Below are 18,541 nucleotides of genomic sequence, written 5' to 3' on the forward strand. Positions count from 1 at the left end.
GCCCCAGAATGTCAGCATGCCGAACAGATAAAGCCAGAATGCGAAATCGCCGCTGCGCTGGCGCAGGTTGACGATCACCGCAGCAACCAGAATGCCAAGGCCGAACCAGATGGACACCTTGCGCGATAGTTCCCAGTTGCCGTAGCTCGCGCCCGCGATCCACGGCACGACGTCCATCGACAGAAACCACAGCGCCACCGCCATGATGAACACGATGAACGGAAAGCGATAGAACCGCAGCGCCACGATTGCCGCGGCGATGGTCGCCAGCTCCATGAAGACGAAGCTGCCTTTGATCCAGACATAGAAATCGCGCATCGCCGCCGGCTTGCCGAATTCGGTCCAGGCACCGTAGGCGTCCTGTATGCCGAACACGGCTAGCGGCGTCATCGCCACGGCCACCGCAATCAGCAGTCCGCCCGGCGTGCGCAGCTTCTTGACCGTCCAGAGATAGTGACCGGCTGCGGTGAACAGGCCGGCATAGACCAGGGCAGTGGCGGTCAGCGCCGGTCCGCCCATCTGCGAAAACGCCAGCGTCGAGAACAGCCCCATGGCTGATATCACCACCAGCGCGCCTGCATACCAGAGCAAATGCACGACATCGAATTTGGGACCGGCCGCCGGCTGCTCCGGCACCCGCGCCGTGAGGAAAGTCAGCAGGGCGTCGAGCTGCGTGGAAGGAAGCACGCCGGCTGTGACAGCCGCGCGCAGATCATCGGTCGAATATCGCATGCACTCTCTCCGCAACGCGCCATTCGACGCCGAACACTGGCCCTTTGTCGCTTACACGGGCCGAAGCGTTCAAGTGCCAAAACCGATCGCCGCGACACTACAACGCCCGCGCGGCATTGCCCTTGAACAGTACAGGCCCGGTCGGCCGGCCGGCCGGCGAGTCGACTTCGGGCTCCAGGGTGATCTCGAACAGCTGGTCGGCGACGATTTCCGGCGACAGTCGGGACCTCGACGAAGCGACGGGCGCCGCCGTGCTGCGCCAGGTGCGCGAATGGACACTCAACCCAAAAGCGATTGATGTGGATAAATCAATCAAAGGAAATGCCCTGATAAATATCAACTACGGGATGTGCCACGAATCTGGCGAGCTTCACCTCATTACAAATCAAAGATTTGCTTGGGGGCGATCATGTTTTCAGGATTCGCGACGCGCTTTACTGCGCGAATGACGGCGCTTGTTCTGGTGGCGTCGATGCTGACGGGGTGTGCGGAGTTCAATCGTCGCGGTGGCGTTGTAGCACAAGCCGAAGACGTTGTCCTGTTCACGGCTCAGACCAAGAGTCATCGGCTATTCAGATCGTACATGTTGATCGGCGTGTTAATGGCAGCCGCGCGGCAGGGCTCGCACAATCGAACCGATATCAATGCTATCGAAGGAAATCTCAAGGCTGCACTCGCGGTCGCCTTCGAGAGCTACCAATGTCTCTACCCCGATGCAAAGGGTGCCCCGGCAGCTCCGAACTGGATGGATAAAGTCACAAAGGAAGAGGTAGGAACGGTCAATGCCATTGATTTCGTAGCACCGCGCATCTGCCAGTTCTTCGATGAAAAAATGGCACGTCTTGATTACGCACTATATCGATTGGCTCTCAGCTCGCTGTTCAACGAGAGTGCTAACTCTCAACTTTCTACAATACGTGACAAGCTGATCGGCGAAGTGCCGGTTATTTCAGCCTCTGCAAAAGCCGCCATTTTCGGTGTCAAGGCGATCAATCAGGCAACGACGATCGTAGATGATTTGCTTAACTTAAGCTTCGCCAGTTTGGGTCCAGTAGTTACCTTGCTGCCGCTCTATCGTGACGCTTTGGAGATGAACATGTGGGTGATCGTGGATACGCTCACACGGGCATGTTGGGAAGATCGATCGTCTCAGCCTACCATTCTGTTGCTGGCTGATGGTTCGACGAAGCCGGCGTACACTCTCGATTGCCAGACCAAAGCTTATGCGACTTACATTCTGAGCAACGGAAACGGCAATATCGGAAACTGGCGCGATTTTGTCTGGCAGATGAATTACTCCGCGACTTCCATCGAAGCTTTTCAACCGCATTTTGCTTTGGTTTCACGCCACATCTGGCGTTCCTGTCTCAATCTGATCGGACCAGATTGCAGCAAAATCCTGACGGATGCATTCAATATGGCAAACGATCGAGCATTGATAGCTGAGGTCTACATTGATGAGCGAGGGGTAACGCGCAGGAAGCGAAGCTATAGCGTGTCCAATCCTTCACCAGTACGGTCCGTCCAGTCACCCGAGCGGACTATCCAGTCGCCAGATCGTGGACCGGAATCGACAGGCTCTGTTCCAACGCCGAGATGACGGCGAAGGGGACGGGCGCTCAGAGCCTTGGACCGCTTGCGACGTCGCTGAGGTGCTGTTGTTAAAGCGCTCGCGCCGCATTGCCCTTAAACAAAATCGGCCCCGTCGGTCTTCCGATCGGTGAGCCGCCTTCGGGCTCCAGCGTGATCTCGAACAACTGATCTGCCACAGTATCCGGCAATGCTTCCAGATCGAGCTGCAATGTCCGCGACTGTCCGGTGAGACCGATGGACTTCGGGCCGATGTCGCGATCCCACAGGGTCCAGACCTGCAGCGTGCGGCCGGCGGGGACGTCGATCGGGCGCAGCGGGATCAGTTCGACGCGGCCGTCGGAGAAGGTGTTGACGATGGCCCCGGTTTCCCTGGTGACATCGTTGACCAGCACGGCGACATAGATCGGCTTGCGCTGTGCCAGCGCGATCAGTTCGCGGCGCAGCTGGCGCGACGTTGCGAGTGCGCCGATCAGGATCACCACAAGCATTAAGGCCGCGAACACCCCGCCGATCCCGGTGCTGCGCCAGAAGCCGATATTGTCCCACAGCGTTGCGCCGCGCAGCGCAGCGCGGGCGCCGGGCAGCGGGATCGCGGGTTTGATCTTTGTGGAGTCGGCGATGCGGTCCCAGAGTGCGGCGCTGGGGGCGAGCGCTTCGGCCGTGGCGTCGAGATCGGCCAATCGCTCGCGCCAGGTGCTGACGGCCCTGGCGAAATCGGCATCGTCGGTCATGCGCGCTTCGGCAGCGGCAAGCTCCGCGCCTTCGAGCAGGCCCATCACATAGTCGGCGGCGAGATCATCGGTGGGATGCGTATTGTCGTCGTGCATGCTCATCCCATGCACTCCTGCAGTGCGAACAGGCTGCGGCGGACCCAGCTCTTCACGGTGCCCAAGGGCACCTTCAGTCGTCCGGCCAGTTCGCCATGGCTCATGCCATGGACATAGGCAAGCACCACGACATCGCGGCGCGGCCGGTCGATACGCTCGAGGCATTTGCGCAGCGCCGATGTCTCGGGCATCCGGGTCACGGTCCCCTCGCAGTCGATATCGAGCGCGCTGTCGTCGGATGCATCATAGCGATGCTCGTTGCGGTGAATGCTGAGCGCGCGGTTGCGCACGACCGCATAGAGCCAGCCGCGAGCACTGCCGCGATGCGGGTCGAACGAAGCGGCGGCACCCCAGATCCGCACGAAGGCATCGTGCACGGCTTCCTCCGCCAGATCCTGCCGGAACAGGATGCGGCGGGCGACCCCGATCATCTTCGGGGCTTCGCTGTTGTAGATCATCTGCAGAGCCGCACGATCGCCGGCTGCGCAGCGCGCCAGCGCAGCCGACAGCTGCGCCTCGCGCACGTGGTCAAGGCCCGCTTCGTCGCGCCGGGTCTCGGTGATGGTGCCATTCCCAGTCATGTCCATGCCCTTGCATGGTCAGTCTACCTTTGCCGCGCGCAATTGGATGCACCCAAATGAATTTATTTTCAGGGGCGTGCATCCAGTCGGGAGGGCTCGCCGGTAGTCCTTGTGTCGGTCCCGAGGGGATCGCGGAAACACAGGGAGCCACTCATGTCATTTCGTTCGCTTTTCGCCGCCTCCACCGCGCTGCTGCTGATCCCCGCGGCCGTCGCCAATGCCGCCCAGGTTGCAGCCCTCGTCGGCGGCGACACCATTGCGACGGTCGATACCGCGCAGAAGAAGGCGACCGGGTCCGTCAAGGTCACTGGTATATCCGGTGCGCTGGTCGGCATCGACGTCCGTCCGGCCGACGGCATGCTCTATGGGTTGGTCGATGACGGCACCGTGGTCACCATTGCCGCCGACGGCAAGGCGACGGTGAAGTCGAAGCTCGATACCATGCTGGCCAAGGGCGTCATCGCTACCGTCGACTTCAACCCCGTGGCCGATCGTCTGCGTGTGATGGGTTCGGACGGCACGAGCCTGCGCGCCAATGTCGACGACGGCAAGGTGACGAAGGACGGCGATCACAAATATGCCGAGACCGACATGCACAAGGGCGAGAAGTCGAATGTCATCGCCGGCGCCTATACCAATTCGGTGAAGGGCACCAAGGAGACCGCGCTGTTCAACATCGATGGCACCATCGGCGCGCTGGTCAAGCAGGCGCCGCCGAATGACGGCATCCTCGGCGCGGTCGGCAAACTCGGCATCAAGCCGGCGGCCGTCGCCTTCGACATCTGGTCGGATGGCAGCAAGAACGAAGCCTGGCTGATGGCCGACGGCACGCTCTACTCGGTCGATCTCGCCACCGGCAAGGCCACCGAAGCCGCCAGGATCTCGGGCGTCACCGGCAAGGTGACGGATATCGCGATCATGGGCATGTAAGCTTCAGTCGATCGCTTCTATTACGATGCTGCGCTCGCAAGGGCGCGGCATCTCTATTTTCCGATTCCCAGATACGGCCGGATCATATCGACCATCTTCTCGGCAGAGGTGCCGGGCGGAAAGAAGCCGAGATATTTTCCGTCGCGGTCCATCAGATAGACGAAGGCGGAGTGATCGACAGTGTAGTCGGCCGGTCTGTCGTCGAAATCGACGCGCTTGTAGTAGACGCGATAGGCTTCGGCGGCGGCATGAATCGCGGTAGTGCTGCCGGTCAGGCCGATCAGCTTCGGGTGAAACATCGGCACATATTGCGCCAGTTGCTCCCGGGTGTCGCGCTCGGGATCCAGAGTGATGAAGAGCGGCTGCACATGAGCGGCGTCAGCGCCAAGCCGGTCCATCGCCAGTCCGATGGCCTGCAGGTCGGTCGGGCAGATGTCCGGACAATAGGTGAAACCGAAATACACCAGCAACAGCTGGCCGCGATAGTCGCGCTCGCTGCGGGCTTGGCCCGACTGGTCGATAAGCTGGAACGCGCCGCCGATCGGCTCGCGATTCCACATCACTGCGTCCATCAATTCGGCTGCGGAACGGGACGACCCCTGCGCTGAGGCGGGCGCCGCACTCCAGCACCCGAGCCACAGCGCGGCCATGGCAGCTATGCCGGTCCGATACCAGAAGGCGCGTGCGGCGCGCGAGGTCACGCGCTGAAGGTCAGGCGGCTGCCAGTCGAGACGTTGATGACGTTGTCCGGCATCTGCGCGCGCGCCTCGAGCAGGAAGTTCAGGCCGCTGCAATGCATCGGGATGACCACATCGGGCTCGAGCTTCTTGATCTCGCCGACGATCTGCTTGAGGTAGTCGGCAGGGGCAGGACCGAGGTGAAAGCCGCCGACGACGGCGTGTACCTTCTGCACGCCCGATATCTCCTGCGCCTGCCGGACCGAATTGACGATGCCGACATGGCCGCAGGAGCTGATCACCACCAGCCCCTTGCCGCGGATGTTGAAGCAGGTGGCGTGTTCGTGGACGTGTTCGTCCGGTGCAAAATTGCCCTGCAGTTCGGCAGCCGTATAGTGGCCGTAGTCGCAGCCTGCGCTGTCCGGCTTGTAGTCCACGAAGGTGTTCGGCAGCACGCGCTCGACGCTGTTACGCTTGATCTTGCCTGTTGTGAAAGCATGGCCCTCGATCACCGTCGGGGTTTCGCAGAGTACGGTCTGCACCTTCTGCGCGGCGATCTGCTTGCGGTCGAGGATGCCGCCTTCGCCGAACTGGCCGGTCGATGCGCGGCTGACGCGGTGGCAGAAATTATCCTCGCCGCCGGCATAGAGCTTGATGTCGGGTGGCAATACGCTGCGATATTGCTCGAGGAAGCCGATCAGTCCACCGTAATGGTCGATATGACCGTGGCTGACGATCAGCGCGTTGAGCGAGGCCGGGTCGACCTTGAGCAGCCCGATATTGTTGATGATCGCCGGCGAGGTATAGCCGAAATCGAGCAGGATATTACGCTTGTCCTGCTCACGCTGCGATTCCAGAAACAGCGACAGGCCCCACTCATTGTGCAGCACGTTGCGCGCATCGGCGCTGCGGGCCGGTCCTGGCCCCTCATGCACCACGCCATTCACCGTGCTGCCGCGCAGGAATTGATCGTGCTGCTGATCGACGAGCACGCGGATCGAGAGCCGATCGACGGTCGGCACCTGGATCGGCGCCGCGTTGGCAACCTCCACGCAGGAAAATCCGGCCGCAGCCATGCCAGCAAAGGCGGCCGAGGTCTTGAGAAAGTCGCGGCGGCGGATATCTGCGGTCATGGCATGTCTCCCGGACATCATCCGCCTGTGCGGAGTTTCCGTTTGATAACAGACCGGATGCGCCACTGGCAGGGAATGATTTTTCGAAGATCATCGGAGGCGGAGCAAATTGCATTGACTTGATCCGATGATCCGGCAACATTTCATGCAGTCGCATTCAATCGGCCCTCGGTCGGGTTTGCGGGTTGCCTCATCACGCAAAACGGATTGAACGATGATCGATCTCTATTACTGGAGCACGCCGAACGGCCACAAGATCACGATCTTTCTTGAGGAGACGGGGCTCCCCTACAAGATCATTCCGGTGAATATCAGCAAGGGTGACCAGTTCAAGGACGAGTTTCTGGCCATCGCGCCGAACAACCGCATTCCGGCGCTGCTCGATCATGCGCCCAAGAGCGGCTCGAAACCGATCTCGGTGTTCGAGTCCGGCGCGATGCTGCTGTATCTTGCCGAGAAGACCGGGAAGTTCCTGTCCGATGATCTCGCTGTGCGCTATGATGCGATCCAGTGGGTGTTCTGGCAGATGGGCGGCCTCGGCCCGATGGCCGGACAGAACCATCACTTCCGCAACTACGCGCAGGAAAAGATCACTTACGCCATCGATCGCTATGTGAACGAGACCAACCGGCTCTATGGCGTGCTCAACAAGCGCCTTGCAGATCGCAAGTTCATCGCCGGCGACTATTCGATTGCCGATATGGCGAGCTATCCCTGGATCGTGCCCTACAAGAACCAGGGCCAGGACATCAACGACTTCCCGCATCTCAAGCGCTGGCTCGAAACCATCGCCGAGCGGCCGGCGGTCAAGCGTGCTTACGAGATCGCCAAAGAGGTCAACCCCAATTTCGGCCAGCCGCCGATCCGGACCGACGAAGAGCGCAAGCTGCTGTTCGGCCAGACCTCGGCTGTGGTGAAGAGTTAGCTCAGAGTTACGAGAAGCAATCATGGCGCTGCAACTGTTCGAACTGGTCGGCACCGAAGAAGATCGTCCCTTCAGCCCGTTCTGCTGGCGCATCCGGATGGCGCTGGCACATAAGGGCCTCGACGCCACATCGATCCCTTGGCGCTTCACCGAGAAGGACGCGATCAACAAGCACAAATCCGACAAGGTGCCGGTGCTGCTCGATGGTGAGCGCGCGGTCAACGACTCCTGGGCGATAGCCAATTATCTCGAAGACACCTATCCGGATCGTCCGTCACTGTTCGGCGGCGAGGGCGGCCGCGCCATGGCGCGGATGCTGAACTGGTGGGGCGACACGGTCGTGGTTGCCGGCATGTTTCCGTTCATCGTCGCGGATATTCATGGTCATCTGCGTCCGGTCGATCAGGCCTATTTCCGCGAGAGCCGCGAAGCGCGGTTCAAGAAGTCGCTGGAAGAGGTCGCATCCAATCGCGACACGGGCGTAGATGCCTTCCGCAAGTCGCTTGATCCGATGCGCCTCACCCTGAAGACGCAGCCGTTCCTTGGTGGTGCCGCGCCGAACTATGCCGACTACATCGTGTTCGGCCCGTTCCAGTGGGCGCGTGCGATCTCGCCGTTCAAGCTGCTGGCGGAAGACGACGCGATCTATGCATGGCGCGAAAAAATGCTTGATGCTTTTAACGGCATGGCGCGGAACTCGGCGGGCTATCCGGTCTGAGTTCCACTCTCTACGGGCGATGAATTGAGCAATCGCTGGTATTCATGTCCGCATACCAGCGTTGTTCTCGATGGTGCTTGGTGCCTTCGTGAAAATCCGAGGATATTCCCTGTAACTCTCGCTATAAGGGAATACCTCAACGATTCACGCTGTCTCACGCGCCAAGGTCTCTATGTCCGTTCCGCCTACCAATCTCGCCGACGATGCCGTGATGTTCGATCTTGCCCCGGTCTCGCTCTGGATCGAGGACTACAGCGATGTGAAGGGGCTGTTCGAACAGTGGCAGGCGCAGGGCGTCGACGACATCGAGACATTCCTGCTCGCCAATCCCGAACGGGTCCGTGAGTGCTCGCAGCACATCCGCATTCTCAAGGTCAATCGCAAGACGCTGTCACTGTTCGGCGCGCGCGACCTGTCTCACCTGACGCTCAGTCTCGGCCTGGTGATGCGCGACGATACGTTCAAGAGTCATGTGTCGGAACTGGCCCAGCTCTGGAGCGGCCGGAATCATTTTTCCAGCCATACGGTCAACTACACGCTGAAGGGTGAGCGCCTCGACATCCAGCTGCACGGCATTGTTCTGCCCGGGCATGAAGAGCGCTGGGATCGCGTGATGATCGCCATTGAGGATGTGACCGAACGTGAAGGCGCGCGTCGTCGCCTCGCGGAGAGCGAGAATTATGCGTTCGGCCTGTTCGCGCATTCGCCGGTGTCGCTGTGGGTCGAGGATTTCAGCGGCGTCAAGCGCCTGGTGGACGAGGTCCGCGCGCGCGGCATCGAGGATTTTCGCGTGTTCACGGATGTGCACGAGGAATTCGTTTTGCGCTGCATGAGCGAGATCCGTGTGCTCGACGTCAACAGCCGCACGCTCGAACTGTTCGGCGCGCCCGACAAGGACACGTTGCTCCGTCAGTTGTCGGATGTGTTTCGCGACGAGATGGAGCCGCATTTCCGCGAACAGTTGATCGACCTGTGGGAGGGCAAGCTGTTCCAGCAGCGTGAGGTCGTCAACTACGCGCTCGACGGCACCAAGCTTCATCTGCTGCTGCAGTTCTCGGTGTTACCCGGGCATGAGCGCGACTGGTCACAGGTGCAGGTCGCGCTGACCGACATCACCGCGCGCAAGAAGGCGGAAGCCTATCTGGAATATCTCGGCACCCACGACGTATTGACGCGCACCACGAACCGCTCGTTCTTCGTGGACGAACTCAACCGGCTCGAACGCAAGGGATCGCAACCGGTCACCGTGATCGTTGCCGATCTTAACGCGCTGAAGACTGCCAACGACGATCTTGGCCATGCCGCCGGCGACGGGTTGCTGCGCCGGGCCGGTGAAGTGTTTGGCGAACTGGTCGAAAAGCCGGCGACGGTGTCGCGCATAGGCGGCGACGAATTCGCCATCTTGCTGCCCGGAGTCGATGCTGCCGGCGGCGAAGCTGTACTTGCCTCGCTGGCGCGGCTGATCGAGGTCAACAACCAGTACTATCCGGATCTGACGCTGAGCCTCTCCACCGGGATTGCCACCAGCCGGACGGGCGAGCGGCTCGAAGCCGTGGTCAAGCGCGCCGATATGGAAATGCTGCAAGCCAAGCGCAGCTACTATGCGCAACCCGATCGTGACCGGCGCAGCGCGGGCATGGTGTAAGCAGGCTGCGGGAGCCGATGCGCAATCGCGCGCCATGCGGATCAGCACGTCCGTCAGGTCGTGGCGTGCGCTGCCGCTGCCTTCGCGCGCAGGCAGTCGCGGCACAGGCAATCGCCGCCTGCGGTCGGCATCGGCAGTTTCGCGGTCTCCTCGGCGCACCAGCAATTGCCGGACAGGTCGCAGCCGAATTCAGTCCCGCAGTCCGAACAGGTGAGGCGGCGGCTGAGCGGCTGTACAGTTTCTGTCCGATAATTCATGAAAGCAGCCCAAATTTCAGCGCGATTTTCATGCCGGGTTCATCTGTTCCACCCGTATATCGGGTGTGGCGCCTGTGACGGCCAGATGCATCATAGGACGAAGGCAGAGTGAGGGAAACCCGATGGCCCGCGACCCGCAAGGTGCGCTGATCGCGCTGAATCGCTTCGGCTTCGGCGCGCGCGGCGGCGCCTCCGGCGATATCGTCAATGCGGCCTCCGATCCTCGCGGCTTCGTGAAGGCCGAGCTGGCGCGCCCCAATGCGGCGCTGCTGGAATTGCCCGGCCTGCAATCGACGACCGAGCTGGGGCAGGCGATGTTCGCCTATCAGCTCGAAGTGAAAACGGCACGCGAGGCGGCGCTGAAGACGCCGGGGCTGGTGCCGGTCGAAGCCCCGCCGGCTGCGATGGACAGGAAGCCGGAAGCTCCCGCGATGACCGGCAACACCACCATGACCGTACAACCGGATGCGGCGAAGCCGCCGCCGGCCATCGCGCTGCCGCCCAATGTGGTACAGAAAACCTATCGCGCAGAAGCGTTGGCGCGGATCCAGCGCGCGACCATTGCCGAGGGTGGCTTCGTCGAACGCCTCGTCGTGTTCTGGTCGAACCATTTCTGCATCTCGGCCAGCAAGGGCGATCCGGCGCGGATGTGGGCTGGCTCGTTCGAGCGCGAGGCGATCCGCCCTTATGTGCTTGGCAAGTTTGCCGACATGCTGAAGGCCGTCGAACAGCATCCGGCGATGCTGTTCTTTCTCGACAACCAGCAATCGATCGGCCCGAATTCGAAAGCCGGTGAGAGGGGCAAGCGCGGCCTCAATGAAAATCTCGCACGCGAGATCATGGAGCTGCATACGCTCGGCGTCGGCGGTGGTTACACGCAGGCCGATGTGACGTCGCTGGCGCGCATCATCACCGGCTGGACCTTTGCCGGACGCGAAGGAAAGATCGGCACGCCCGGCAGTTTTGCCTTCAACGCCAATGCGCATGAACCGGGGCCGCAGCAATTGCTGGGCAAGACCTATGACGACAGCGGCGTCGCGCAAGGCGAAGCCGCGCTCGCCGATCTCGCACGCCATCCATCGGCGGCGACATTCATCGCCAGGAAATTCGCGCAGCATTTCGTGGCTGATGCGCCGCCGCCGGCACTGCTGGCGCGGCTGGAAGGGGTGTTCAAAAAGACCGACGGCGATCTGAAGGCGCTGGCGCTGGCGCTGCTCGATTCCAGTGAAGCCTGGCAGATGCCGATGGCCAAGCTGCGCACGCCCTATGAATATCTGATCTCCACCGGCCGCCTGCTGGCGCGCATCCCGGAAGATCCCGGCCGTTACTTTGCGGGGCTGCAGACGCTTGGTCAGCCGCTGTGGACACCGCCGGGGCCGAACGGTTTTCCGGACGGCAATGCCGCCTGGGCCGTCCCCGAAGGCATGAAGCTGCGGCTCGATCTCGCCGCACAGGTTTCGTCGCGCATCCCCGACAGTATCGATCCGCGTGAGATGCTCGACGTGGTCGCCGGCGAGGCGGCCTCATCGGAAACACGACAGACGATCGCGCGCGCGGAGACGCGGCAGCAGGCACTGACGCTGCTGCTGATGTCGCCGGAATTTCAGAGGAGATGACGATGGACTGCTGTGAAAGCCGCATGCTCGGCCCCACACGCCGCTCGCTTCTGTTATCAGGCGCGGCCTTTGCCGCCTGGGCCTATCTGCCGAGATTCGCTAGGGCCGCCGACGCGCGCGATCCGCGCCTGATCGTGGTGATCCTGCGCGGCGCGCTCGATGGTCTGGCCACCGTCGCGCCGCTCGGCGATCCCGATTATGCCGGTCTGCACGGCTCGATTGCGCTGGCGAAGGACGGCCCGAACGCAGCCATCGCGCTGGACTCGTTCTTCGGCATGCATCCAGCGATGCCGGAATTTGCGCGGATGTATGGCGACAAGAAAGCTGCCGTGGTCCATGCGGTGGCGACGTCCTATCGCGAACGTTCGCATTTCGACGGCCAGGACGTGCTGGAGAGCGGCTATGCCGGCCCCGGCCGCGTGCAGTCGGGCTGGCTCAACCGCGCCATCGAAGCGCTACCGCGTGGCGAACGCGTCTCGTCCGGTCTTGCGATCGGACCGACCACGCCGCTGGTGCTCCGCGGCGCCGCGCCGACGGTTGGCTGGGCGCCGGTCAATCTGCCCAACGCGGCCGATGATACGGCGATGCGGCTGATGCAACTCTATCAGGATCGCGATCCCGCTTTGGCGACGGCACTGTCGCAGGGCCTGAAGCTCGACAAGATTGCCGTTGGCGACGAGATGAAACCGAAGGGCGGCGGCAATGCCGTAGCGGCGATGCGCCAGGTCGCACGCGGCGCGGCGAAGCTGATGGCCGCCGATGATGGCCCGCGCATCGCGGCGCTCGCCTTCGATGGATGGGACACCCATGCGCAGGAAGGCGGGCCGGTCGGGCGCCTCGCGCAATTGCTCGGCGGTCTCGATGGCGCACTGGCGGAATTCGAGAGCGGGCTTGGGCCGCATTGGCGTGACACGGTGGTAATGGTGGCCACGGAGTTCGGCCGCACCGCCAAGATCAACGGCACTGCCGGCACCGACCACGGGACCGGCACGATTGCGTTGCTTGCGGGTGGCGCGATCAAAGGCGGCCGCGTGATTGCGGACTGGCCCGGCCTTGCGAATGGCAAGCTCTATGAAGCCCGCGATCTCGCCCCGACGACCGACCTGCGCGCGATCTTCAAGGGCGTGCTGCACGATCACCTCGGCATCAGCGAGCGTGCACTGGCCGAGCAGGTGTTTCCTGACAGTGCGCTGGTGAAGCCGGCGAAGGGATTGGTGGGGTAGCTTTCTTGCTTCCCCTCTCCCGCAGCGGAGCGAAGCTCCGCGCAGTGGGAGAGGGTGCCTGAGCGAAGCGAAGGCGGGAGAGGGTCTAGCCGCAAGCACGATAGAGCCCTCGCGCTGGGGGAGAGGGGAAGAACCTGCGCGTTTTAACTACCCCAATGTAATCCCGTCGATTTCCTTCATCTCGTCCGTCGTCAGCTTCCACTGCGCCGCCTTCACATTTTGCTCGATCTGCTCGGGCGATGATGCGCCGGCGATGACGCTGGAGACTTGCGGGCGGGCGGCGAGCCACGAGAAGGCGAGCTCAAGCATCGAATGACCGCGCGCGCCGACGAAGGCCTGCAGTTGATCGACCAAGGCGATGTTGCGCGGGTTCAGATAGCGCTCTTGCATATAGGGGGTCTTGCCGAAGCGCGTATCGGCAGGGACGTTCTTCAGGCCGGCATATTTACCGGTCAGCATGCCGCCGGCGAGCGGGAAGAACGGCAGCAGGCCGAGATTGAAATGCTGCGCGGCCGGCAGCAGGTCCTTCTCGATGTCGCGGACGACGAGACTGTATTCGTCCTGGCACGACACGAAGGGCGCGACGCCCATCTGGCGCGCGGCCATCTCGGCTTCGGCGATGCGCCAAGCCGGGAAGTTGGAATTGCCGATATAGCGCACCTTGCCCTGGCGCACGAGGTCGTCGAGCGTGCGCAGCGTCTCCTCGATGGGCGTCAGCGCATCGTAATCGTGCTGCTGATACAGATCGATATAGTCGGTCTTCAACCGCTTCAGGCTGGCTTCGACGGCGCTCATGATGTAGCGGCGCGAGGCGCCCTGCTTGCTGCCGTCATTGCTCATCGGCTTACCGTATTTCGTCGCCAGCACGATGTCTTTGCGGCGATCGCCCAGCACTTCGCCCAGCACCGTCTCGGAGCCACCCATGCCGGCATAGATGTCGGCGGTGTCGAAAAGCGTGATGCCGAGATCGATCGCCTTGTGGATGACCTTGCGCGCGGTCTCCAGATCGGTGCGCTGGCCGAAATTGTTGCAGCCGAGACCGACGGCGGAGACGCGAAGGCCGGAGCGGCCGAGATTGCGGGTTTCCATGATGAGTGTGCCTTGTGAGGGAAGCGCGGACCAAGGTTATGGCGCGCACCTCGTCGCGCAGCAAGACGCGCTGCATCATGGGAGTCGCGCGGGCGCTCAGGCGATGGCGGAAGCGGACTCGGGCGGTTGAACTTCGGGCGCGGGCAGGGCGGTCGGGGTCTTCCGCGGCGGGCCGGCGCGCAGGGCTGCGGATGTCATGCGCCGTACAGCGTTTTCCGCGTTACGCGTGATGGTCTTGCGATCAGCGGACATGTCATAGGCGACGGCTTCGCCCCAGCTTACGACGACGTCGATGGCGCCCGACGACAGGATGCCGATGAAATGCGGGATCAGATCGATGTCGCCATACCACGCCACGTTTTCGCGAAAGGCGCGGCCGACCGGCAATCCACCGAAGCCGACATAGGCGATCGACATCGGCTGCACCGTGATCTCTTTGTGATGCGTGGAATCGCCGAGCGCGTGATGCACCGAGCCGACCAGTGCCGAGCGAAACGGCAGCACGCGCATGCCGTCGCTGGAGGTACCCTCCGCGAACAGGACCACCGCGTCGCCGGACAGCATGCGGTCGCCGATTTCCTGCGCCGTCGCGCCGGTCTTCTGCCGGCGTTCGCGCTCGACAAAAATCGTGCGCTGCAGTTTGGCGAGCCAGCCGAACACGGGCCATTTGGCAACTTCGCTCTTGGCGACGAACACCACGGGCGCCCTGGCGCCGATGATGATGATGTCGAGCCATGAGACGTGATTGGAGAGGATCAGGACCGGCGTGTCCGTCGTCCGCTTGCCGACTTCGTGAATGCGCACGCCGATCAGCGCGCAAAGGATGCGATGAAACAGATGCGGAATACTCCGCTGCCAGCGCAGGCCGAAGGCCAGTGCGATCAGCTGAAACGGCGCCAGCAGCAGCGTCAGCATGGTCAAGGAGATCAGGACGGCGGCGAAACGGATCATGAGTTTGTTATACCGGGGCCGTCTTCCGCAGGCAAAGTCAGTTGCATGAACTAAGAGAAACCAAGGCAAAAAGAAGCGGTCCCGGTCAGCGCGGCAACTGACGGAGACCGCTGGGGAAGCACCCGATTGGCGACGGGGGGAAGCAACCGGCTGCATGAGGAGCCTAGCCGGGGCGAGTGACATCGCCATGACAACCCGGGATATCCACAGGCGGCGTTGTGCCCTATTCGGCCGCATCCAGCCGGTGGGAGCTGAACACATCGCCCTCGCGCAGCGCCAGATAATAGTCGCGCTCGGAGAGCTCGTCGGTGTGACGAATGAGGTCGGTCACCGGAGTGTAGCTCAGCATCCGCCCGCCATCGGGCAGCACGGCGCAACTCATCCGCAGCACCCGGCCATTGGCGAGGCGCAACGTCGTCGGCGTGGAAGTGCCGGCGCGGATCATCTCGACGCGCCTGGCGATGAAGCTGTCGACCTCGTCGTCGGGGAGGGCGTAAGCGTGGATATCGCGCGCGTGATACATCAGCGCGATCAGCGGCGGCTTGCTGTCAGCCTTCTCGTCGGGGAGCGTGAAGTAGTCGCGGAAGGCGCGGTTGATGAATTCGGCGCGGGTGTCGGCATTGAGAAGCACGACACCGATATCGATCTGGTCAAGTGCAGCCGAAAGGCGCTGGGCAGTGGCGTGCTGCTCGTTCTCGCGGGCCCGGGCCGCGCGTCGCAGCCGGAAGAGGCGGATTGCCAAAGTAATCCCGACGGCTGCGATCACAATGATCGCCGTTTCAATTCCCGGATCGAGAATCAGTCGCCAATCGTACTGCATCGGCTGTACCTGTGTCCGTACAGAGGTAAGAAACGCAGGTTGGCCTCTGGTTGCAAAAAGGCCCACAATTTCCCGGCGGTATAGCTAACGGCGCGTGAAGAGCCCGGCATCATTTTCCCCTTGTTCGCTTCAAATGCTATCGATGCCACCGGAACCGGCGCCGGCCCCTGAATGTTAGCGCCGGGATTTAAAAAGGACCCCGATCGAATGCCCTTCACCATTCCGCCGCTGCTGCTGCCGATTTTGATGCTGCTGGCCTCGAATATCTTCATGACCTTCGCATGGTATGGCCATCTCAAATTCAAGGATCACTCGTTGCCCCTCGTCATCATGGTGAGCTGGGGCATTGCCTTCTTCGAATATTGGCTGGCGGTGCCCGCCAATCGCTGGGGCAGCGAAGTCTACAATGCCGCCCAGTTGAAGACGATGCAGGAAGTCATCACGCTGGTCGTGTTTGCTGCATTTTCGGTGCTGTATCTGAAGGAGCCGCTCGGCTGGAATCACGCGCTGGGCTTTGCCTTCATCGCGCTCGGGGCGTTCTTCATTTTCCACAAGTGGTCGTAGCAGCGACCGCTTACTTCCCGGCTGGCGTAATCCGCAAGATTCGTCCTGCCGAACTATCCGTCAGCAGCCACAGTGCGCCGTCCGGTCCTTGCCGGACGTCGCGGATGCGTTCGTTGAGATTCTGCAGGATGCGTTCTTCAGAGCTCACGGTATTGCCGTTGAGCTGCAGCCGCACCAGCATCTGGCCGGCGAGCGCGCCGGTGAACAGGCTGCCGCGCCAGCGCGGGAAGAGATCGCCGGTGTAGAACGTCATGCCGGACGGGGCGATCGACGGCACCCAGTATTTCACCGGCTGCTCCATGCCTGCCTTCGACGTCGTGTCGTGCAGTTTGGCGCCGGAATAATCGACGCCATAGCCGATCACCGGCCAGCCGTAATTCTTGCCCTTGCCGATGATGTTCACTTCATCGCCGCCGCGCGGCCCGTGCTCGGTCTCCCACAACTCACCGGTCGCCGGATTGATGGCGAGGCCTTGCTGGTTGCGATGACCGTAGCTCCAGATCTCCGGCCTGGCACCGTCGCGGCCGACAAACGGATTGTCTTTCGGCACAGATCCATCCGGCGCGATGCGGATCAGCTTGCCGAGATGATTATCGAGATTCTGTGCCTGATCGCGGCCGCTATAGTGTTCGCCGAGCGTAACAAACAGGTTGCTGTCAGGCGCCTGAACAATACGGCAGCCGTGGTGATTGCCCGACGACAGCGGGCCGTCCTGGCGAAAGATCACCTTCATGTCGTCGAGACGCGGCGCAGTGCCGTCGATGAGCTTGCCGCGCGCCACGGCGGTGCGACCGCCGCTGCCCGAACGTTCCGAGTAGCAGAAGTAGATCGTGTTGTTCTGCGCGTAGTTCTTGTCGGTGATGACGTCGAGCAAACCGCCCTGGCCGATGGCCATCACCTCGGGCACGCCTTTCACCGCAGGCGACAACTGTCCCTGCGGCGAGACGATACGGATGCGGCCGGGCCGTTCGGTGACCAGCATGCGGCCCTCGGGCAGGAAGGCCAATGCCCATGGATAAGCGAGACCGGAGGCGACAGTCTGTACTTCGAGCCTGCCGGCCGACGAGCCGAACGAGGTGTTTTCGCCGCGGGTGGTCGTGGCGATCAGAAGGGTCGCGGTCACGACGATAGCCGCCGTCAACGTGACAGTGACCCAGATCACGGGCCTTTTCATCGAAATGGCTCCATCACGGAGTCGCAGGTTGCATAAGCGATGCGCGGCATCGCGGCTGAGTGTTTATGAGTTGTGGGGACCGTCAGAGCGGCATCGCACTCGCCACCGGGATCGACATCACGGTGAGGGCGAGGATGACGCAGAGCGACAGACAGCCAACCGCGAGCGACGCCGCGACGGCGTGGGTCAACCGGGTGGATGCGATGGACGTGGGGCGCGCCTGAAATCCTGCACCCACGCGAAGCGACCGTATCATGGCCGTAAATCCTTCAAATCGCGGGCGAATCACCCGCGTGCTATAAATTCGCAGCTGCGGCAGGCGAGATTTGGGCGGGATTGGCCGTAACTATGGCGGGAAAATGGCATTCACAGCGGTTATGCCCGCTATTTCAGGACTTAAGCGTCGGCGACTACGTCCAAAGTATCGTATTCCGACGAGGTCGGGTGCCAGTCCATGGAGATAAAACCCGGCTGGGTTTCCACCAGACGCAGCCAGCGGCGGATCGACGGAAAGCTAGAGAGGTCGAAATCGCACTTCTCGGCGACGTGGGTGTAACCGTATAGCGCGATGTCGGCGATGGTCAGCTGGCCCGCGGCGAAGAAGTCATGGATCTTGAGGTGATTCTCCATCACCTGCAGCGCGGCATAGCCACGCTCCATCCAGTCTTCCAGCGCGTGGGTCTGCAGGTCGCGGCCACCGCGCACCAGGCACAGCCAGAAATAGGCGGCGCCGAGATTCGGCTCCAGCGCGTGCTGCTCGAAGAACATCCACTGCATGGCTTCGGCACGGTCCATCCGCGATTCCGGCGCCAGAGATGTACCGATGGCGACATACCACAGGATGGCGTTGGATTCGGCGAGATAGCGGCCTTCGGCGATCTCGAGCAGCGGCACCTGACCGCTGGGGTTCTTGGCCAGAAATTCCGGGGTACGGCTCTCGCCGCGCAGAATGTCCACTTCGATGGCGCGATAAGGCGCGTCCAGGAACGCCAGCGCAAGGCGAACCTTGTAGCTATTGCCAGAGCGCTGCATCGAATAGAGTTTGTACATTCGCAGATGTTCAATTCATTTCAGGTCAAGGCAACT

The 18,541-nt window shown here is 62.1% G+C and carries 20 protein-coding genes and 1 pseudogene; 8 read left to right on the forward strand and 13 right to left on the reverse strand.

What is annotated here, in order from left to right; all coding sequences use genetic code 11:
- Nucleotides 1–732 (reverse strand): hypothetical protein (locus tag AB7783_RS00005; RefSeq protein ID WP_441276437.1); only part of this gene is annotated, 732 nt, incomplete at its 3' end.
- A gap of 97 nt (nucleotides 733–829) precedes the next feature.
- Nucleotides 830–934 (reverse strand): annotated as a pseudogene (locus AB7783_RS00010) (anti-sigma factor); the annotation flags it as partial.
- Between the two features lie 207 nt (nucleotides 935–1,141).
- Between AB7783_RS00010 and AB7783_RS00015 the strand changes: the two are divergent.
- A complete protein-coding gene (locus AB7783_RS00015) occupies nucleotides 1,142–2,332 on the forward strand; it encodes a hypothetical protein (RefSeq protein WP_441276438.1) in 1,191 nt (396 codons plus the stop codon).
- A gap of 61 nt (nucleotides 2,333–2,393) precedes the next feature.
- On the opposite strand, the gene AB7783_RS00020 is transcribed toward AB7783_RS00015, so the two are convergent.
- Nucleotides 2,394–3,158, reverse strand: coding sequence for an anti-sigma factor (locus AB7783_RS00020; protein WP_441276439.1), 765 nt, complete (start codon nucleotides 3,156–3,158; stop codon nucleotides 2,394–2,396).
- Complete coding sequence (locus tag AB7783_RS00025; RefSeq protein WP_441276440.1) at nucleotides 3,155–3,733, reverse strand: sigma-70 family RNA polymerase sigma factor; 579 nt, start codon at nucleotides 3,731–3,733, stop codon at nucleotides 3,155–3,157. Before AB7783_RS00025 ends, AB7783_RS00020 begins: the two co-directional genes overlap by 4 nt.
- 153 nt (nucleotides 3,734–3,886) lie before the next feature.
- On the opposite strand from AB7783_RS00025, the gene AB7783_RS00030 reads away from it, so the two are divergent.
- The gene (locus AB7783_RS00030; protein ID WP_441276441.1) at nucleotides 3,887–4,663 is read left to right on the forward strand and encodes a DUF4394 domain-containing protein; all 777 of its coding nucleotides are present in this window, start codon (nucleotides 3,887–3,889) and stop codon (nucleotides 4,661–4,663) included.
- Nucleotides 4,664–4,716: 53 nt separating this feature from the next.
- Here the strand turns inward: AB7783_RS00030 and AB7783_RS00035 are convergent, their stop codons facing one another.
- Both AB7783_RS00035 and AB7783_RS00040 read right to left on the reverse strand, forming a co-directional pair.
- Nucleotides 4,717–5,313 (reverse strand): SCO family protein, encoded by a 597-nt coding sequence (locus AB7783_RS00035; RefSeq protein WP_441279617.1) that lies wholly within the window; start codon nucleotides 5,311–5,313, stop codon nucleotides 4,717–4,719.
- 47 nt (nucleotides 5,314–5,360) lie between these two features.
- Complete coding sequence (locus AB7783_RS00040; protein ID WP_089261748.1) at nucleotides 5,361–6,473, reverse strand: MBL fold metallo-hydrolase; 1,113 nt, start codon at nucleotides 6,471–6,473, stop codon at nucleotides 5,361–5,363.
- Between the two features lie 214 nt (nucleotides 6,474–6,687).
- Here AB7783_RS00040 and AB7783_RS00045 point away from each other — a divergent pair, with 214 nt between their 5' ends.
- The 3 genes from AB7783_RS00045 to AB7783_RS00055 all read left to right on the forward strand — a co-directional run bounded on the left by AB7783_RS00045 (nucleotide 6,688) and on the right by AB7783_RS00055 (nucleotide 9,761).
- The gene (locus tag AB7783_RS00045) at nucleotides 6,688–7,398 is read left to right on the forward strand and encodes a glutathione binding-like protein (RefSeq protein WP_439062952.1); all 711 of its coding nucleotides are present in this window, start codon (nucleotides 6,688–6,690) and stop codon (nucleotides 7,396–7,398) included.
- A gap of 22 nt (nucleotides 7,399–7,420) precedes the next feature.
- Nucleotides 7,421–8,116 (forward strand): glutathione S-transferase family protein, encoded by a 696-nt coding sequence (locus AB7783_RS00050; protein WP_309947282.1) that lies wholly within the window; start codon nucleotides 7,421–7,423, stop codon nucleotides 8,114–8,116.
- Between the two features lie 172 nt (nucleotides 8,117–8,288).
- Nucleotides 8,289–9,761, forward strand: coding sequence for a diguanylate cyclase domain-containing protein (locus AB7783_RS00055; RefSeq protein ID WP_441276442.1), 1,473 nt, complete (start codon nucleotides 8,289–8,291; stop codon nucleotides 9,759–9,761).
- 53 nt (nucleotides 9,762–9,814) lie between these two features.
- Here the strand turns inward: AB7783_RS00055 and AB7783_RS00060 are convergent, their stop codons facing one another.
- Nucleotides 9,815–10,018: a cysteine-rich CWC family protein gene (locus AB7783_RS00060; protein ID WP_441276443.1), complete on the reverse strand. Its 204-nt coding sequence runs from the start codon at nucleotides 10,016–10,018 to the stop codon at nucleotides 9,815–9,817.
- A gap of 122 nt (nucleotides 10,019–10,140) precedes the next feature.
- On the opposite strand from AB7783_RS00060, the gene AB7783_RS00065 reads away from it, so the two are divergent.
- Both AB7783_RS00065 and AB7783_RS00070 read left to right on the forward strand, forming a co-directional pair.
- Entirely contained in the window at nucleotides 10,141–11,634 is a 1,494-nt protein-coding gene (locus tag AB7783_RS00065; RefSeq protein ID WP_441276444.1) for a DUF1800 domain-containing protein, read from the forward strand.
- Entirely contained in the window at nucleotides 11,631–12,857 is a 1,227-nt protein-coding gene (locus tag AB7783_RS00070) for a DUF1501 domain-containing protein (protein WP_441276445.1), read from the forward strand. The genes AB7783_RS00065 and AB7783_RS00070 overlap by 4 nt, the downstream gene beginning before the upstream one ends.
- Nucleotides 12,858–13,004: 147 nt before the next feature.
- Here the strand turns inward: AB7783_RS00070 and AB7783_RS00075 are convergent, their stop codons facing one another.
- The 3 genes from AB7783_RS00075 to AB7783_RS00085 form a co-directional block, all read right to left on the reverse strand.
- On the reverse strand, nucleotides 13,005–13,946 hold the full coding sequence (locus tag AB7783_RS00075) for an aldo/keto reductase (protein ID WP_441276446.1): 942 nt from the start codon (nucleotides 13,944–13,946) through the stop codon (nucleotides 13,005–13,007).
- A gap of 96 nt (nucleotides 13,947–14,042) precedes the next feature.
- Nucleotides 14,043–14,897 carry a lysophospholipid acyltransferase family protein gene (locus tag AB7783_RS00080; RefSeq protein WP_441276447.1) on the reverse strand — a complete coding sequence of 285 codons (855 nt, stop codon included), beginning with the start codon at nucleotides 14,895–14,897 and terminating at the stop codon, nucleotides 14,043–14,045.
- 223 nt (nucleotides 14,898–15,120) lie between these two features.
- Complete coding sequence (locus tag AB7783_RS00085) at nucleotides 15,121–15,663, reverse strand: PAS-domain containing protein (RefSeq protein ID WP_374725693.1); 543 nt, start codon at nucleotides 15,661–15,663, stop codon at nucleotides 15,121–15,123.
- 261 nt (nucleotides 15,664–15,924) lie between these two features.
- On the opposite strand from AB7783_RS00085, the gene AB7783_RS00090 reads away from it, so the two are divergent.
- Nucleotides 15,925–16,281 carry a DMT family protein gene (locus tag AB7783_RS00090; protein WP_068731204.1) on the forward strand — a complete coding sequence of 119 codons (357 nt, stop codon included), beginning with the start codon at nucleotides 15,925–15,927 and terminating at the stop codon, nucleotides 16,279–16,281.
- 10 nt (nucleotides 16,282–16,291) lie between these two features.
- Here AB7783_RS00090 and AB7783_RS00095 read toward each other — a convergent pair whose 3' ends face one another.
- The 3 genes from AB7783_RS00095 to AB7783_RS00105 all read right to left on the reverse strand — a co-directional run bounded on the left by AB7783_RS00095 (nucleotide 16,292) and on the right by AB7783_RS00105 (nucleotide 18,505).
- Nucleotides 16,292–17,455: a PQQ-dependent sugar dehydrogenase gene (locus AB7783_RS00095; protein ID WP_441228780.1), complete on the reverse strand. Its 1,164-nt coding sequence runs from the start codon at nucleotides 17,453–17,455 to the stop codon at nucleotides 16,292–16,294.
- An 82-nt stretch (nucleotides 17,456–17,537) separates the two neighbouring features.
- Nucleotides 17,538–17,711, reverse strand: coding sequence for a hypothetical protein (locus tag AB7783_RS00100; protein ID WP_175367576.1), 174 nt, complete (start codon nucleotides 17,709–17,711; stop codon nucleotides 17,538–17,540).
- A 140-nt stretch (nucleotides 17,712–17,851) separates the two neighbouring features.
- Complete coding sequence (locus AB7783_RS00105; RefSeq protein WP_089261726.1) at nucleotides 17,852–18,505, reverse strand: glutathione S-transferase family protein; 654 nt, start codon at nucleotides 18,503–18,505, stop codon at nucleotides 17,852–17,854.
- Nucleotides 18,506–18,541 lie beyond the last annotated feature (36 nt).

It is taken from the genome of Tardiphaga sp. 172_B4_N1_3 (assembly GCF_052076035.1).
Taxonomy (GTDB): Bacteria; Pseudomonadota; Alphaproteobacteria; order Rhizobiales; family Xanthobacteraceae; genus Tardiphaga; species Tardiphaga robiniae.

What these genes read in the sequence shown, in the direction of transcription:
- AB7783_RS00105 (WP_089261726.1), bottom strand. Translation starts at nt 18,505, where the DNA reads ATGTACAAACTCTATTCGATGCAGCGCTCTGGCAATAGCTACAAGGTT.
- AB7783_RS00075 (WP_441276446.1), bottom strand. Translation starts at nt 13,946, where the DNA reads ATGGAAACCCGCAATCTCGGCCGCTCCGGCCTTCGCGTCTCCGCCGTC.
- AB7783_RS00095 (WP_441228780.1), bottom strand. Translation starts at nt 17,455, where the DNA reads ATGAAAAGGCCCGTGATCTGGGTCACTGTCACGTTGACGGCGGCTATC.
- AB7783_RS00040 (WP_089261748.1), bottom strand. Translation starts at nt 6,473, where the DNA reads ATGACCGCAGATATCCGCCGCCGCGACTTTCTCAAGACCTCGGCCGCC.
- AB7783_RS00055 (WP_441276442.1), top strand. Translation starts at nt 8,289, where the DNA reads ATGTCCGTTCCGCCTACCAATCTCGCCGACGATGCCGTGATGTTCGAT.
- AB7783_RS00030 (WP_441276441.1), top strand. Translation starts at nt 3,887, where the DNA reads ATGTCATTTCGTTCGCTTTTCGCCGCCTCCACCGCGCTGCTGCTGATC.
- AB7783_RS00090 (WP_068731204.1), top strand. Translation starts at nt 15,925, where the DNA reads ATGCCCTTCACCATTCCGCCGCTGCTGCTGCCGATTTTGATGCTGCTG.
- AB7783_RS00050 (WP_309947282.1), top strand. Translation starts at nt 7,421, where the DNA reads ATGGCGCTGCAACTGTTCGAACTGGTCGGCACCGAAGAAGATCGTCCC.
- AB7783_RS00020 (WP_441276439.1), bottom strand. Translation starts at nt 3,158, where the DNA reads ATGAGCATGCACGACGACAATACGCATCCCACCGATGATCTCGCCGCC.
- AB7783_RS00070 (WP_441276445.1), top strand. Translation starts at nt 11,631, where the DNA reads ATGACGATGGACTGCTGTGAAAGCCGCATGCTCGGCCCCACACGCCGC.
- AB7783_RS00035 (WP_441279617.1), bottom strand. Translation starts at nt 5,313, where the DNA reads ATGGCCGCGCTGTGGCTCGGGTGCTGGAGTGCGGCGCCCGCCTCAGCG.
- AB7783_RS00100 (WP_175367576.1), bottom strand. Translation starts at nt 17,711, where the DNA reads ATGATACGGTCGCTTCGCGTGGGTGCAGGATTTCAGGCGCGCCCCACG.
- AB7783_RS00025 (WP_441276440.1), bottom strand. Translation starts at nt 3,733, where the DNA reads ATGACTGGGAATGGCACCATCACCGAGACCCGGCGCGACGAAGCGGGC.
- AB7783_RS00080 (WP_441276447.1), bottom strand. Translation starts at nt 14,897, where the DNA reads ATGATCCGTTTCGCCGCCGTCCTGATCTCCTTGACCATGCTGACGCTG.
- AB7783_RS00065 (WP_441276444.1), top strand. Translation starts at nt 10,141, where the DNA reads ATGGCCCGCGACCCGCAAGGTGCGCTGATCGCGCTGAATCGCTTCGGC.
- AB7783_RS00045 (WP_439062952.1), top strand. Translation starts at nt 6,688, where the DNA reads ATGATCGATCTCTATTACTGGAGCACGCCGAACGGCCACAAGATCACG.
- AB7783_RS00060 (WP_441276443.1), bottom strand. Translation starts at nt 10,018, where the DNA reads ATGAATTATCGGACAGAAACTGTACAGCCGCTCAGCCGCCGCCTCACC.
- AB7783_RS00015 (WP_441276438.1), top strand. Translation starts at nt 1,142, where the DNA reads ATGTTTTCAGGATTCGCGACGCGCTTTACTGCGCGAATGACGGCGCTT.